Below are 14,355 nucleotides of genomic sequence, written 5' to 3' on the forward strand. Positions count from 1 at the left end.
GATTTCTCCTTTCTTATTATTTAGCAGCTTTAACTGCTGATTTGATAGTGATAAGAGATTTCTTAGCACCTGGTACGTTACCTTTGATAAGGATAACGTTTTTCTCTGGGATAACTTGTACAACTTCAAGATTTTGAATTGTCACACGGTTGCCACCCATACGTCCTGCCAAGTGTTTGTTTTTGAAAACACGGTTAGGCGCAACAGGTCCCATTGAACCTGGACGACGGTGATAACGAGAACCGTGAGCCATAGGTCCGCGTGATTGACCGTGGCGTTTGATAACACCTTGGAAACCTTTACCTTTTGAAGTACCAGTTACGTCAACAACATCTCCAGCTTCGAATGTGTCAACAGTGATTTCTGATCCAACTTCCAAGCCTTCAATGTTTTTGAATTCACGAATGAAGCGCTTAGGAGCTGTGTTAGCTTTCGCTACGTGGCCTTTGGCAGGTTTGTTGCTCAATACTTCGCGTTTGTCGTCAAAACCAACTTGAACTGCTTCGTAACCGTCTGTCTCAACAGTTTTAACTTGAAGCACAACGTTTGGAGTAGCTTCGATGACAGTAACAGGGATAAATTCACCTGCTTCAGTGAAGATTTGAGTCATTCCCACTTTTTTCCCTAAGATTCCTTTTGTCATGAGAAAATATTTCCTTTACTTTATTGTTTTTTCAAAAAGTTTTTTATGAGCGTTTTTTATGCTCAAAAAAGTTTTTAACGAGCGTTTTTTATGCTCATTGAATCAAACTTTAAATTAAAGTTTGATTTCTACGTTCACACCACTTGGAAGATCAAGTTTCATCAAAGCGTCAACTGTTTTTTGAGTTGGGTTGATGATGTCGATAAGACGTTTGTGTGTACGCATTTCAAATTGTTCGCGAGAATCTTTATATTTGTGAGTCGCACGAATAATTGTGTAGAGACTACGTTCAGTTGGAAGTGGAACTGGTCCAGCAACTGTTGCACCTGTGCGAGTTGCAGTTTCTACGATTTTTTCAGCCGCTGTATCAAGCGTACGGTGTTCGTAAGCTTTCAAACGGATACGAATTTTTTTGTTTGCCATTTTTTCTCCTCTTTCGTCTATTTAAGATAATAGGCTAGCTCCTCAAGAAAACCAACACGGATTGCGTGGCAGTGCAACCAGGCGTGTCGCAACCTCTTGTATCATAGCTAAGTGCTGTATTTACAGCACCATAATATAATAACAAAAGAACCCACTCATTGCAAGGGATTTTTTAAGTTTTTTTCTTTTTTCTTTATTTTCTTTTTGACTAAACAAAAAAATCCACCTTCGATGGATTTTTTATCAACTTTCTTTAGTGTAGTCGTACCCCATGTGTTCATAGGCTTTAACCGTTGCAACACGTCCTGTTCGTGTTCGCATAATAAATCCTTTTTGAATTAGATAGGGTTCATACATATCTTCTACCGTTTCTCGCTCTTCAGCAATATTAACTGACAAGGTCCCTAGACCAACCGGTCCACCACCATACATCTCAATCATGGTTCGGAGAATTTTTTGGTCGACATAATCTAGTCCTTCATGGTCCACATCCAACATAGTCAACGCCTTGTCTGCAATCTTATCATCAATGATGCCATCACCCATAATTTGTGCATAGTCTCTCACACGCTTAAGTAGGCGGTTAGCAATACGTGGCGTTCCACGACTACGACGTGCTAACTCTAGGGCAGCCTCAGGTGTTATAGTCATATCAAAGATTTCTGAAGTGCGTTCTATAATTTCCTTCAAATCTGGTAACTCATAATATTCCATATGACCATTAATCCCAAAACGAGCCCTCAATGGATTTGACAACATACCTGCTCGTGTGGTTGCACCCACTAAAGTGAACGGTGGTAACTCTAGGTGAACACTACGACTTGTTTCACCTGCACCAATCATGATATCGATGTAGTAATCTTCCATAGCACTATAAAGTACTTCTTCCACTGCCATAGGCATTCGATGAATCTCATCAATAAATAAGATATCACCTGGCTCCAAGTCATTTAGTATGGCAACCAGATCTCCAGCCTTCTCAATTGCTGGCCCAGACGTCTGCTTTAAATTGACGCCCATCTCATTAGCTATCACAAAAGCCATGGTCGTTTTCCCTAAACCTGGAGGACCAAACAAAAGAGTATGATCCAATGCTTCATCACGAAGTTTAGCTGCCTCTATAAAAATCTTTAATTGGTCCTTAACCTTATCTTGACCAATATATTCCTTAAAGTACTGAGGACGAAGGGTACGCTCAACATACTCTTCATCTCCTAGTAAATCATTATCTAATATTCTTGCCATAGGCTTATTTTAGCACAAAACAAAAAATGCAGTCAAAATTTGTCCATAAAAAAGAAGACAAGACTTGCCTTCTCTTTTGATTATTTCTTACCACCCTTAACTGGTGCCTTATCAGCTTTCTCTATAGCTTCTTTAATTGTCTTAGTATAGAGTTTAGCACCACGGTTAATAGAGTCGCTATCAGATCCAAAGTGAACCCCATCTGTACCATTCCAGATAGAAATATTTTCTTTAGCCACTTGATACCAGTCAGCAACCGTCACAAAGTCGTATTTCTTAGCCATCTCTAACTCATACTTACGTAACTGAATCAAAGATTGGGCCTCATTACCAGATTTACTACCATTATATGGTGTCACAAAGATAATATGGTGACCCTTAGGTAAATTCTTGATGATTTTATTAATAACGCCTTTATAGTCGTCAATCTCATTAACACCACCAGCAATGACAACATCCTTAGCAAGAGCATTACTATCCGCATAATCTTTAAGCAAATCATTGATTGTTGATAGGTTACGACTGACAACTGCATCTATAGCGACATTATCAATACTTGATTCCAGCTGATCTTTTGATCTAAGAGCTACGGAGTCCCCTAAAACTGTCACTCCCTTATTCACACCAAATGAAGTAGCCTGACTGTTTTCCGCATTGGTACGCGTTAATTTCATCTTAGTCTGAGCTTGCGACAAACCATTAGCTTCTAAATCTTTCTCGAAGTTCCCTACAGCTGGCGCAAAGAGAGAAATAAGCACTGTAATTAAAGTAAGACCACTAAAAACATAAAGCACAATATGTCGGTACGGCGTCAAGTCTAAATCTATTCCAAAGAGACTGGCCTTTCTTCCTGCAATAAATGGCTCTATTATATAGTAGGAAAGTGTTGCAAAAACAATTGACAGAATCGTTGTCAGAATGACTGCGATAATATTATTGGTCAATTGACTAAAGATAATATATAGTGGCCAGTGAAAAAGATAGACACTATAGCTAATCTCTGCCAAATAACTAATAAGAGCAGGCTCTGATTTTCCAGGCAATTTCTCATGGAGGACACGGGCAGAGTAAATCATAACAGCCGTGAACAAACTAGCTAAAACAAAACCAAATAGATAGGTGATGCGTTCCTCAAAATGAAGGACTAAGCCCAACAATACGAGCAAAGCAAAACTTCCTACCATATAAAGGACTGTCTTTTTCAGAGTCCAAAGGCGTATATTTTTCTTGAACCTAGCGGTCGTTTCATACACACCTGAAAGTGTCGCAAAGAGAGAACCTAGGAAGAATGGATAGGCATGCGTAATTGATGAGAAATATAAGCGAGAAAAACTATCAACAAAGAAAGCGCTAATAAACATTGATAGGAAGCTCACCATAAAGCAGGCAAGAGATACCATAAAGACTAGACTTCTAAATTGATTTTGATGTTTAACACGCTTAGCTAGGAACCAAAGCAAGGCACCCCAAAGAATATAATAGTGAACCTCAATAGCCAGACTCCATGTATGGAGGTAAATATGCTGGTTAAACTGGTTCTCATAATTTCCCCCGGTCAAAATCTCATAATAGTTAGTTACAAAACCGATAACAGAGGTGATTTGACGTCCAATACCTGCAATAAAATCATTTCGAACCAAGAGTGCCAAAGGGGTGCAGATAAGAACCATCAACACAAGTGGTGGTACTATCCGGTAGAAGCGTCGTCGCATAAAACCAAGGTAATCAATGCGATGCGTCCTAGATACCTCATCAATCAAAAGTGCTGTAATCAAATACCCTGAGAAGGTAAAGAAGACATCAACACCGATGAAGCCCCCAGGAAGAATACTTGGGAAGAAATGATAAATCAGAACCAAAAGAAGTCCTGTCACACGAATATAAGAAAACCAGTTAATTCTCATCCTTTAAAAATCCCCTGTTTAAATTTTCCTTTGTAGGTAACCTTATTTTCAGTAGTCAATTTTCCTTGACCATCGGCTTGACCAGACTTGAACTCTCCTTGATAAATCCAACCCTCATGAGATTTGAAGGTTCCTTGACCATTAAAGGAACCATTCTTAAATTCTCCCGTATAGGTATCACCATTATCATAGGTCAAAGTTCCATGACCATTCAAACGATGGTTCTGTATCTGACCTTTATAGGCAATCTTAGTCCCATCAATCTTGATAGAATGTTGCGTTTTTATAGTCACCAAAAACAAGGACAGGGCGCATAAAATAATAACCCCTACTGTAATACGCTCAAATTGTTTTCGGTCAATATCAATATTTTTAAAATCAAAATCCTTTAGTTGTTTAAAATTCATTGTCTATCCTTAATCCACTGTAACCAGTCTCGACAACCTGCAGTTACCAATTTGTATGTTTCTTCAAAGTCACCTGTATACCATGGGTCCGGAACTCCACCAGGTCTGAAAAGCTTGATTTTATCGTCATAACGCCCTGCAGATATCTGTAGAAGATCCTCAACATTTGACTCATCCATTCCAACAACTAGATCAAAGAACTCAAAATCCGCCTGACTAATCTGTTGTGAGCCCTTGGACGAGTCAAAAGAAATAGCATATTCTCTTAAAATCTTTTGGGTTCCTTGATGAACTGAATTTCCATGCTCCCATGAAGATGTCGCGCGACTTTCGATATGCAAAGACTTTTCTTGGTCCAGCTCTTTCATCACAAATTCTGCCATTGGGCTACGACAAATATTCCCCAGACAAACAAATACAATCTTATTCATTATTCACCTCTTGCCCAAAACTATTAAGAGATCTGCTCACTTATTTTCTTCGTCAAAATTATGAACACACTTTTAAATCATGAAAGTAGGTTCTCATTAATTTTCATTTAATCAATCCATATTATACCGAAAAACTAATCAAATAGAAAGGTTTCTTTCCTAATCATATCGAAAAATTAGTCACCTTTTTTAACAGTTGCAATATTCATATTAATCTATATGTTTAAGGCGTGAGAAAAGAGAACCTAGTTTCCTAGATTCTCCTTTTGTTGGCTTTAGATATTTGACCAAACACTTTCAAGGATGTTTGTTTGTTCACGTCCTGGTCCTACAGAGAAAGTAGAGATACGTACACCTACCAATTCACCAACACGACGAACATAATTACGAGCATTTTCAGGAAGCTCATCTAAACTACGGCAACCTGTAATGTCTTCTTCCCAACCTGGCAATTCTTCATAGATTGGTTTACAACGTTTCAGTTGCTCAAGACTAGCTGGGTAGTGATCAATACGCTCACCATCAAGGTCATAAGCTACACAAATTTTTACAGTGTCAAGACCTGAGAGAACATCGATACAGTTCAAGCTGAGGTTTGTGATACCTGATACACGACGACTATGGCGCATCACCACTGAGTCAAACCATCCTACACGACGTGGACGTCCTGTTGTTGTTCCATATTCATGACCAACTTCACGGATGCGTTCACCAACTTCATCAAATAACTCAGTTGGGAAAGGACCATCACCAACACGACTCGTATAGGCCTTACATACACCAACTACCTTATTAATTTTAGATGGACCAACACCAGAACCGATTGTAACACCACCCGCAACTGGGTTTGATGACGTTACAAATGGGTAAGTACCTTGGTCAATATCAAGCATAACCCCTTGAGCTCCTTCAAAGAGGACACGTTTACCTGCATCAAGAGCGTCATTCAAGATAACGGATGTATCTGTGACATATTGCTTAATTTGTTGTCCGTAAGCGTAGTATTCTTCAAAAATCTCATCGAATGATAATTCTTCAGCTTCATACATCTTACTGAAAAGACGGTTTTTCTCAGCTAAGTTCGTTTTCAAACGATCAGCAAAGATTTCTTTATCCAAAAGGTCTGCAATACGGATACCTACACGCGCAGCCTTATCCATATAGGCAGGACCAATACCTTTGTTAGTTGTACCAATCTTATTGTCACCTTTGGCGGCTTCTTGCAGTTGATCAAGTTTAATATGGTACGGCAAAATAACGTGTGCGCGGTCAGAAATACGAAGGCTCTCTGTTGACACACCTTCTGCATGAAGATATTCCAACTCTTTGACAAGTGATTTAGGATTGACCACTACACCGTTCCCGATAACAGAGATTTTCTCTGGGAAGAAAATACCTGATGGAATCAAGTGCAATTTAAATTTCTTACCATCGATAACAATCGTGTGACCTGCATTGTCTCCACCTTGATAACGTGCAATCACTTCGGCATCTTGACTTAGGAAATCTGTAATTTTCCCTTTACCTTCATCACCCCACTGGGTACCCACAACAACTACTGATGTCATATTATTTTGATAACGGACAGCTCCACCTTTACGAGGCTGTCCCCACCTTTCTTGAAAAACTTCACGGTGGGAATTTCACCCACAAGTTTTGCGTTACAGTTTATTATAGCAGAAAAAAGTCTATTTGTTCAACGTTGAAAGCGCTTCTTACAAAATATTCTGACAGTTATAGCTAAGATTGCAACTAGTTATTTACTATATCTTTTTAACCTTGCTTATTATGTATAACTATCAGCTATTTAACCTGCTTCATATAATCATTTAACTGCCTTTGATTCTTTAAAATAATTGTCTTGTCAGAATAATTTTTAACAACTGCATTATATCTCTCTACATATTTTTGAGAACGTCCGTCTAATAAAATCCATTTCACAAATGTAAAATCAAATTTTTCATTACAGCCTTCTGCCATGCTAGGACGTGTCTTTCCCCTATATGTTAAATAACGCCTAAACGCCCGATAGAGACAATTAACTCTGTTAAAGTTGAAATAGACAATACAGTCAGCTTCCCTCATACGTTCTTCATAAAGACAGGCCGAGTAATTCCCTTCAATAATCCAATCACTTTGTAGCATAAATGTTGATATATCGCCAGTCATTTCATCAACTGTTCGCTCTTGCCAATTTGATGTGAAATGAATTTTATCTAAATGAAGTACCTCACAATCGTAGTGTTGACCTAAAAAATTTGCCAAAGTCGACTTTCCAGAACCACTATAGCCAATGATTGCAATTTTCAACTCATGTCTCCTTTTTCAATTCTGTTTCTTGACTATTATCATAACACAAAGCATATATTTAGAAGAAATTATCATTGGGAACAACTCTCGTTTAGACAAATAAACACGTAAAGTTCTGTTTAAAGTGAGTTCTTTCTTAGAAAAATAAAAAAGAGACTTACAAGCAAGTCTCTTTCCGATATTAAGATGCCCCCTACATGAATTTGTAAGAACTTTTCATATTGAAAATAAACAAAAATGTTGAAATATAGCTGATTTTAGGGAAATACTTTTAGGTATTTTCAATGTCAGGATTTAAAAATGGGGCAAAAGTGGGGCAAAAACAAATTAACGAAAAAAATATCGAGTTCGTGCATCAAGTAAATGATAAATTGCAAGAATAAGTGCAACATTTACTCGAACTCATCCTCTAGAGCTTCACTAGCAGTTCTGTAAGCTAAACATTTTCGTGGTCGGTGATTGATATCATATAAAGCCTTGGTTCCCAAAGCTTTTTTATGTTATAAACTCATTAAAAGAACCCCCAGTTAGATTTGGAATATTTTTTATTCTGTGTCACATAAAAATAAATAAAATGAATGGCTATAGCTAGAGCGAAGATGGTTGCAATACTCAGCACTATTGTAGGATTCGAAGCGAAAACCAAAGAGAGAATCAAGGCAGCCAGATAGAGTGTCGCTTGAGCACAGTAGTAACTTTTCGAATAGCGAAGATAGTTTTTGTTATAGGGCCCATTTGCTAGGACAGCAGCTTGGAAGAGGCCAATTCCGATATAAAAGAAGCTGATTGCAACGAGAAGATTAGCCTCAGGATTCAGAAGAAAACCCATCGAAACTGTCATCAACATAAGCCCAATGAAAATAGGATAGTGACTATAAATTATAAATAATCCCTTTTGATTGGATCCTTCGTCAATAGCATGGTCAAATTCACCAAAATAAAACAAGAACAGAGAAAGCATGATAACGAAATTAAGAACCGAATATATCGAGAAATTCTCAACTGTAAAGAAGTTAACTAGCCCAATAACCATCTCTCCAAACGTAATAATGACAAGAAGGGAGACGCGCTCGATTAAATGGGGAAGATTTACTTGGAAATGCTCATCTTTAGTAATCAAGAAAATTGGCACAATAAATGTTAGCAGAATACTAGCAATAAAGATATAGACTCCAACGTAAATAGGAAAAAGAGCTGCCAGATAGACTCCTAAGCTTTGTAGACCTGTCAACCATAGAAAACCTTTGATACTTTCCCGATCAGCACTATCGGTTGATCCTCTAAAAAACTGAACCAAATATTGAAAAAATAAGGTAAGGGTTAATGTGCCAACAGCCCAACAGGTATGATAGTACCATTGTTGCCAATTGTATCCAATCATATTGGATATAAAGAGCATAAGTCCCATGTTGATAAACATGATTACCATGTTAAATAACGAGTTTGTTCCATAGCGATTGGTATAAATGGTTTGAATCATCCAGGAATTGATGATAACCATGACAGAGATGAAGAAATCAAGTAAAGAGTCCCAAGCCAAAACACCGTTATGAATAGGGTGAATTAAAGCAGTTGCTTTTGAAATTGCAAAAACAAACACTAGGTCATAAAATAGTTCTGAAAATTCTACACGTTTATGCTTAATAAGAGTTGCCATCTTAAGACCTTTCTATTCTAGAAGTACAATTTATTATAACAGAAAATGGTAATGAGAGAAAAGGAGATGCTTAAATAACTTCATGTGACGCGAATTGTCAAAACCTTGGAGCACATTTACCTCATGTACCAACTCACAGGCAGAGTGTTTGATGATTGATAATGAAGAATGGGTAATGAAAAAATTATCGAAATGGATAGGGAATATCCCTTTTTATTTTGCTTTAAATCAGATTTTTGGATGGAATAGTAGATGATAAGACAAAATATCTTTGAAGATACAAAAAGACAAACGCCAAAAATGACGTTTGTCTACGTTCTGAGGTAGCCTTTAGGCTCCCTTTTTTCTTAGAAAATACCGATGAGTAATTGCATGCCAAGACTAGTCAGGATGATAGCGATCCAGCAAAGGGCTCCAAGAAGAATGGATTTTCCACTGGATTTGATCATAGCAACGAGGTTAGTTTTGAGACCAATAGCACTCATAGCCATGATGATGAGGAATTTGGAGAGCTGTTTGAGAGGTGAAAAGAAGCTATTGCTAACACCAAAAGAAGTAAGGACGGTAGTTAGCAGAGAAGCTAGGATGAAGTAGAGAATGAAAACGGGGAAGATTTTTTTAAGCTTTACTCCTTGGTTGTTGTCTTGTTGACGGCTTTGCCAATAGGAGAGGAAGAGAGTAATAGGGATAATAGCTAAGGTACGAGTCAGTTTGACAATGGTTGCAGATTCTAGAGTATTGGTATGATACAGACTATCCCAGGAGCTAGCTGTGGCTGTTACAGAGGAAGTATCGTTGACCGCAGTACCCGCAAAGAGAGCAAAACCTTCGTTGGAGAGATGGAGCCAAGAACCTAGAGTTGGAAAGATAAGAGCTGCCAAGACATTGAAGAAAAAGATAACAGAAATGGCTTGGGCTACTTCTTTTTCCTTGGCGTGAATAACAGGAGCAGTCGCTGCAATGGCAGAACCGCCACAGATAGAAGAGCCTACCCCAATCAAGGTAGCTAGCTTTGTATCCATGTTAAAAAATCGTTGGAAAAAGAAAGCAATAATTAAAGCGATAGAAATAGTCGAGAGGATGACAGGAAGGGAAGATTTTCCAACTGCGAAAACTTGTGAGATATTGAGTCCAAACCCAAGCAAGATAACAGCATACTGAAGCAATTTTTTGGAGCTATAAGTCAAACCAGCATCCAGTTGTTTATAGGGAGTGAGAAAGGGGTAGAGAATCATTCCGATAAAAATGGCGAAAACAGGTGCTCCCACAACAGGCAGAAAGCCTCCTAAAACCCAAGAGATGATAGAAATGATAAGACAGGCTAACAGTCCTGCCCAATTTTTTGATAGAAATGACATAAAAACCTCCGAAAATAAATACTTCTTATTATAATCTTATCTGTCAGAAAAGTAAAATAGAAAGTAGGAATAAGGTTGTAAATTAACGGAATTTTGCGGTCAGAGAGCTTTTGTAGTTCAATAGATATATGTTCTTTGACCAATAAGGATGCAAATGTGGCATATGTTATTGAAAAAAAAATGAATTTGATGAGCCTGGATATGTGAAGTAATTATGTGAGATAAGAAAATAAATAAGAGAGTTGAAAATGTACTGCACCCCAAAAGTTAGACAGAGAAAATCTAACTTTTGGGATCAGTACATATCCTCGCTTTTTTTAATCTAATAGGTCCTTATTTTCAATTAAGAGTTCTAGTGGGGATTTATCTCTTGCTACAATAAAACCAGGTTCATATTGGTTATGAAATGTTCTTTTCGGAGAAGTTGGATCCATATACAACTCTTCTCCATCTTCTGTGTATAGTTGGTTGCCTCTTGTTAGGTAAAGTAAATCCTCTAAGTACTGTCCATCTGTTTCTAGAAAATGTTCGATGTATTTGACAGCTTTTAAGATTTCACTTACTTTATCAGAGTATTCATTAGTTTCAAGAACACTCTTTTCTAACTCAATCTCTTTACTAGTTCCAAATAGTTGGGTTGGAGTTGCATTAAAATATTCTGCTATCTTATCCAAATTTGCAAAGGTAGGATAGCTTTTTTGTTTTTCGTAATCAGAGATGGACTGTTTACCGATTCCTAAATCTTCCGCAAGTTGAGTTTGACTTACTCCTTTTTCTATGCGTAGTCGTGCCAAATTGGGTCCAAAATTTTGAATAATAAAGGTCATGATAAACTCCTATGTTGTATTTTAAACTTATTCTATCACCTATAAACTTACAAATCAAGTTTTTAGTTGACTACTCAAAATATTTTTTATAAAATATATTTATAACTTACAAATAAGTTATAAACGATACAAATAACTCATATGTTTAGGAATAGTGAGTGAGGAGGAATTTGAGGACGAGACTATGACTATGACTATGACTGATGACTATTCGAAGCCTTGGAGCTAGAAATTGTGTGGACAAGGGCAAGGGACGAGCCTGACGGGAAGTCAGGCGAAGTCCTGCAGGCTGCCGTCCAGACAATTTCTAGCCAAGCAAAAGCTGGCTATTCTAACAGCCAGCAAAAAGGTACACTTAGGACAACGTCCAAAGAACGACGGAACGATCAAACGTTGATTTGACGGTGTTTCTGAGGCCTAAAAAATCTAAAAGAAGGGGGGACAATTTTGTTGGTTTCTATACAAGATTTAAGAAGCATTCAAGAACGATGTGAAATAGGAGAATTAGTACAGAGGTTAGATGTCAGTATTGATAGATTAACGGTTATCTGGGATACAGACACTGGTTCCCTAAGACGAATTTTCAAAAATCTGAAACAGGCAATAAGTACAAGAGTTGACTCATTTGAAATACATGATAACGTGCGAGATGATGTCTTTACTTTAGCTAAGGATTTTAATGAGTATGATTCAATCAATATTATATTTTTCCAATTATCCACTTATGGAGGTGAACAATTGATTCGAATTGATTTCAATCCTAATACTTTAAAAGAATTTGATGGAATGAAAGTTTGGAGGCAATTAATGTACTTTGCCAGATTGAATTCATTGACGGTACGTTTGTCTCGTTTTGATTTGGCATTTGACATTTTCAACAGGCCTGAAATCGTTAATTTGCAACATATTAAAGGTGGTGTTACCCATAAGGTCTTCTATGGTCGAGGGGGCGAATTAGAGACGAAATATTGGGGTTCTAGCGGTAGTAATGTACAAGTTAGGTTATATGATAAGAACAAAGAAATCATTGCTCACAAGCGCGAAGAGAAGCTAGATTTGGGTGTAAATCCGTTTTGGTGGAGATTGGAGTTCCAACTCAGAACCAAAGCGATTGGTGAGGAGATGGTCCAAGATATTATGAATCGACTTGATAATTTCGGATTTTATAAGCTAGATCATATTCGAGTGGAGCAAAGAGCATTTACAATTATCTTTGTCAACAATCCTGAACTGTTGTCATTGGCTTTTCCAAATTTAAAATCAGATAGCATCAAAAAGAAAAAAACAAGAGTCCGCAAACTATTGAGAGAAGAAACGAACCAATTTGCGGAAGAATTAAAAGAAGTATTAATACAGAATCTCCCTAAATTAAATACAGAATTACAACTACTTGTAGGTGAGTTTCTGACTTTAGAAAATCAATAAGGAGGATAACTATGGATCATAATTTAATTAGCAACAAAGAATTAATTGAAATGGGCTATCGCCCTCACACTGCAAATGATATCATCCATCAGGCAAGAGAATTACTTGTCTCACGAGGCTATACATTTTATAATCGCAAACGTTTGATGGTTGTTCCAAAAAGTGTTGTAAATGAGATTCTAGGAACTGAGGTGGCGTAATATGGCAAGTGTTCGTTATCGAAAGCGAGGAGATAGTAATTTATGGACCTATGAAATTCGTAGCGAAGGGAAAACTGTTGTTCATAATAGCGGTTTTAAAACAAAAAAACTTGCAGAGTCAGAAGCTGAACCGATTCTGCAAGAACTTCGTTTAGGAAAAAGAATTTCTAGAGATATTTCTCTTGTAGATCTGTATCAAGAATGGCTTGAACTAAAAATTCTACCGAGTAGTAGGTCGGAAGAGACAAAGAAAAAATATCTTCTCCGTAAAAACACAATTGAAAGATTATTTGGAAATAAAAAAGTCACTCAAATTCGTGCGAGTGAATACCAAAGAATTATGAATAAGTATGGACAAACAGTTGGTAGAAATTTTCTTGGTAGATTGAATACTGGGATTCATCAGAGCATCCAAATGGCAATTGCCGACAAAGTTCTAATTGATGATTTTACACAACATGTCGAGTTATTTTCATCCAAAGAACAACAGATGACAGAAGAGAAATATTTACATACAGAAAGGGACTATCTGGATTTACTTTTAGCAGTAAAGAAAAAATTTGATTACCAACGTTCAATTGTTCCTTATATCATCTATTTTCTATTAAAAACAGGCATGAGGTTTGGAGAGTTAATAGCGTTAACTTGGAATGAAGTTGACTTTGACAGAGGACTGCTAAAAACATATAGGAGGTTTAATACCCTTTCTCATAAATTTGTCCCTCCAAAAAACAAAACGTCTATTCGGATGGTACCGATAGACGAAGAATGTATTAAGATATTACAAGACCTAAAAATTGAACAGGAGAAGGCTAATAAAGAGCTAGGAATCAAGAATAGGTATAAAATGATTTTTCAGCATTATGGATATATTCACTTGGTACCAGATATTGCAAGTGTCAATAAAGCTTTGAGTGTTCTTTTAAATGAATTAGATATTTATCCAATTATCACGACAAAAGGAGCACGTCATACCTATGGAAGCTACCTCTGGCACAAAGGATTTGACCTTGGAGTTATTGCAAAAATTCTAGGGCATAAAGATATTTCAATGTTAGTAGAAGTATATGGACACACTTTAGAAGAGAAAATTTTTGAAGAATTTAATCAAATTAGAGATGTCTGGAAAGATTGCTCATAAAAAAATGTGGGGCAAATGATGGGGCAAATCAGTTATAGACAAGCAAAAAAGCCTTATAAATCAAGGCTTTTTCCTGTTGATTTAGATGCCCCCTACAGGGCTCGAACCTGTGACCCATGGATTAAGAGTCCACTGCTCTACCAACTGAGCTAAGGAGGCTGGATGCTGTATTGGTACCGATGATCCACGGTTTGTATTGAACCCGCGACGTAAAAAAGCAGGTGGGCGACTCGCTACTAACTTCAGTTGCTTCTGGGTGAGCCAGCCTGCACACTGTTAATAGACCTCTGTCTCCCGATAATACAAAAATTAGTCGGTCAACACTTATATGTGGATTCGTATACCACAGCAATTTCTATGTTTTTATAATACCACTTTTGAAAA

15 protein-coding genes, 1 tRNA gene and 1 other RNA gene are annotated in these 14,355 nt (G+C 37.3%); 4 read left to right on the top strand and 13 right to left on the bottom strand.

Annotation, left to right across the window (positions count from 1 at the left end; all coding sequences use genetic code 11):
• Window positions 1–16 precede the first annotated feature (16 nt).
• The 11 genes from rplC to PCY16_RS07340 form a co-directional block, all read right to left on the bottom strand.
• Window positions 17–643 carry a 50S ribosomal protein L3 gene (rplC, locus tag PCY16_RS07290; protein WP_002885755.1) on the bottom strand — a complete coding sequence of 209 codons (627 nt, stop codon included), beginning with the start codon at window positions 641–643 and terminating at the stop codon, window positions 17–19.
• A 114-nt stretch (window positions 644–757) separates the two neighbouring features.
• Window positions 758–1,066, bottom strand: coding sequence for a 30S ribosomal protein S10 (gene rpsJ / locus PCY16_RS07295; protein WP_002885653.1), 309 nt, complete (start codon window positions 1,064–1,066; stop codon window positions 758–760).
• Between the two features lie 243 nt (window positions 1,067–1,309).
• Window positions 1,310–2,311 carry a Holliday junction branch migration DNA helicase RuvB gene (ruvB, locus tag PCY16_RS07300; protein WP_002892095.1) on the bottom strand — a complete coding sequence of 334 codons (1,002 nt, stop codon included), beginning with the start codon at window positions 2,309–2,311 and terminating at the stop codon, window positions 1,310–1,312.
• Window positions 2,312–2,391: 80 nt separating this feature from the next.
• Window positions 2,392–4,215: an acyltransferase family protein gene (locus PCY16_RS07305; protein WP_014635144.1), complete on the bottom strand. Its 1,824-nt coding sequence runs from the start codon at window positions 4,213–4,215 to the stop codon at window positions 2,392–2,394.
• Window positions 4,212–4,622 carry a hypothetical protein gene (locus PCY16_RS07310; RefSeq protein ID WP_195413425.1) on the bottom strand — a complete coding sequence of 137 codons (411 nt, stop codon included), beginning with the start codon at window positions 4,620–4,622 and terminating at the stop codon, window positions 4,212–4,214. The genes PCY16_RS07305 and PCY16_RS07310 overlap by 4 nt, the downstream gene beginning before the upstream one ends.
• Window positions 4,619–5,053 (bottom strand): low molecular weight protein-tyrosine-phosphatase, encoded by a 435-nt coding sequence (locus PCY16_RS07315; RefSeq protein ID WP_195413426.1) that lies wholly within the window; start codon window positions 5,051–5,053, stop codon window positions 4,619–4,621. The genes PCY16_RS07310 and PCY16_RS07315 overlap by 4 nt, the downstream gene beginning before the upstream one ends.
• A 275-nt stretch (window positions 5,054–5,328) precedes the next feature.
• A complete protein-coding gene (locus tag PCY16_RS07320; RefSeq protein ID WP_014632520.1) occupies window positions 5,329–6,621 on the bottom strand; it encodes an adenylosuccinate synthase in 1,293 nt (430 codons plus the stop codon).
• A gap of 235 nt (window positions 6,622–6,856) precedes the next feature.
• Window positions 6,857–7,363, bottom strand: coding sequence for a DNA topology modulation protein (locus tag PCY16_RS07325; RefSeq protein ID WP_070576064.1), 507 nt, complete (start codon window positions 7,361–7,363; stop codon window positions 6,857–6,859).
• Window positions 7,364–7,874: 511 nt separating this feature from the next.
• Window positions 7,875–9,020, bottom strand: coding sequence for a low temperature requirement protein A (locus tag PCY16_RS07330; protein ID WP_014635148.1), 1,146 nt, complete (start codon window positions 9,018–9,020; stop codon window positions 7,875–7,877).
• Window positions 9,021–9,367: 347 nt separating this feature from the next.
• Complete coding sequence (locus PCY16_RS07335) at window positions 9,368–10,378, bottom strand: YeiH family protein (RefSeq protein WP_014635149.1); 1,011 nt, start codon at window positions 10,376–10,378, stop codon at window positions 9,368–9,370.
• A gap of 317 nt (window positions 10,379–10,695) precedes the next feature.
• Window positions 10,696–11,205 carry a helix-turn-helix domain-containing protein gene (locus PCY16_RS07340; protein WP_014635150.1) on the bottom strand — a complete coding sequence of 170 codons (510 nt, stop codon included), beginning with the start codon at window positions 11,203–11,205 and terminating at the stop codon, window positions 10,696–10,698.
• A 219-nt stretch (window positions 11,206–11,424) separates the two neighbouring features.
• Here PCY16_RS07340 and PCY16_RS11245 point away from each other — a divergent pair, with 219 nt between their 5' ends.
• Genes PCY16_RS11245 through PCY16_RS07355 form a run of 4 tightly spaced genes read left to right on the top strand, consistent with a single transcriptional unit; the run spans window position 11,425 to window position 13,971 of the window.
• The gene (locus PCY16_RS11245; protein ID WP_041826713.1) at window positions 11,425–11,607 is read left to right on the top strand and encodes a hypothetical protein; all 183 of its coding nucleotides are present in this window, start codon (window positions 11,425–11,427) and stop codon (window positions 11,605–11,607) included.
• A gap of 45 nt (window positions 11,608–11,652) precedes the next feature.
• Complete coding sequence (locus tag PCY16_RS07345) at window positions 11,653–12,630, top strand: replication initiation protein (RefSeq protein WP_014635151.1); 978 nt, start codon at window positions 11,653–11,655, stop codon at window positions 12,628–12,630.
• An 11-nt stretch (window positions 12,631–12,641) separates the two neighbouring features.
• Window positions 12,642–12,830 (top strand): DUF3173 domain-containing protein, encoded by a 189-nt coding sequence (locus PCY16_RS07350; protein WP_002903611.1) that lies wholly within the window; start codon window positions 12,642–12,644, stop codon window positions 12,828–12,830.
• Window position 12,831: 1 nt separating this feature from the next.
• Window positions 12,832–13,971: a site-specific integrase gene (locus tag PCY16_RS07355; protein ID WP_014635152.1), complete on the top strand. Its 1,140-nt coding sequence runs from the start codon at window positions 12,832–12,834 to the stop codon at window positions 13,969–13,971.
• An 86-nt stretch (window positions 13,972–14,057) separates the two neighbouring features.
• On the opposite strand, the gene PCY16_RS07360 is transcribed toward PCY16_RS07355, so the two are convergent.
• Together PCY16_RS07360 and ssrS are read right to left on the bottom strand one after the other, a co-directional pair.
• A tRNA-Lys gene (locus PCY16_RS07360) sits at window positions 14,058–14,130 on the bottom strand.
• Window positions 14,131–14,326: non-coding RNA, 6S RNA (ssrS, locus tag PCY16_RS07365), on the bottom strand.
• Between the last annotated feature and the right edge of the window lie 29 nt (window positions 14,327–14,355).

The organism is Streptococcus sp. SS4 (assembly GCF_030440125.1).
In the GTDB taxonomy this organism is placed as follows: domain Bacteria; phylum Bacillota; class Bacilli; order Lactobacillales; family Streptococcaceae; genus Streptococcus.

Excerpts from the sequence above, each read along its gene's own strand:
- rplC (WP_002885755.1), bottom strand. The coding sequence starts at position 643 with ATGACAAAAGGAATCTTAGGGAAAAAAGTGGGAATGACTCAAATCTTC.
- rpsJ (WP_002885653.1), bottom strand. The coding sequence starts at position 1,066 with ATGGCAAACAAAAAAATTCGTATCCGTTTGAAAGCTTACGAACACCGT.
- ruvB (WP_002892095.1), bottom strand. The coding sequence starts at position 2,311 with ATGGCAAGAATATTAGATAATGATTTACTAGGAGATGAAGAGTATGTT.
- PCY16_RS07305 (WP_014635144.1), bottom strand. The coding sequence starts at position 4,215 with ATGAGAATTAACTGGTTTTCTTATATTCGTGTGACAGGACTTCTTTTG.
- PCY16_RS07310 (WP_195413425.1), bottom strand. The coding sequence starts at position 4,622 with ATGAATTTTAAACAACTAAAGGATTTTGATTTTAAAAATATTGATATT.
- PCY16_RS07315 (WP_195413426.1), bottom strand. The coding sequence starts at position 5,053 with ATGAATAAGATTGTATTTGTTTGTCTGGGGAATATTTGTCGTAGCCCA.
- PCY16_RS07320 (WP_014632520.1), bottom strand. The coding sequence starts at position 6,621 with ATGACATCAGTAGTTGTTGTGGGTACCCAGTGGGGTGATGAAGGTAAA.
- PCY16_RS07330 (WP_014635148.1), bottom strand. The coding sequence starts at position 9,020 with ATGGCAACTCTTATTAAGCATAAACGTGTAGAATTTTCAGAACTATTT.
- PCY16_RS07335 (WP_014635149.1), bottom strand. The coding sequence starts at position 10,378 with ATGTCATTTCTATCAAAAAATTGGGCAGGACTGTTAGCCTGTCTTATC.
- PCY16_RS07340 (WP_014635150.1), bottom strand. The coding sequence starts at position 11,205 with ATGACCTTTATTATTCAAAATTTTGGACCCAATTTGGCACGACTACGC.
- PCY16_RS07350 (WP_002903611.1), top strand. The coding sequence starts at position 12,642 with ATGGATCATAATTTAATTAGCAACAAAGAATTAATTGAAATGGGCTAT.
- PCY16_RS07355 (WP_014635152.1), top strand. The coding sequence starts at position 12,832 with ATGGCAAGTGTTCGTTATCGAAAGCGAGGAGATAGTAATTTATGGACC.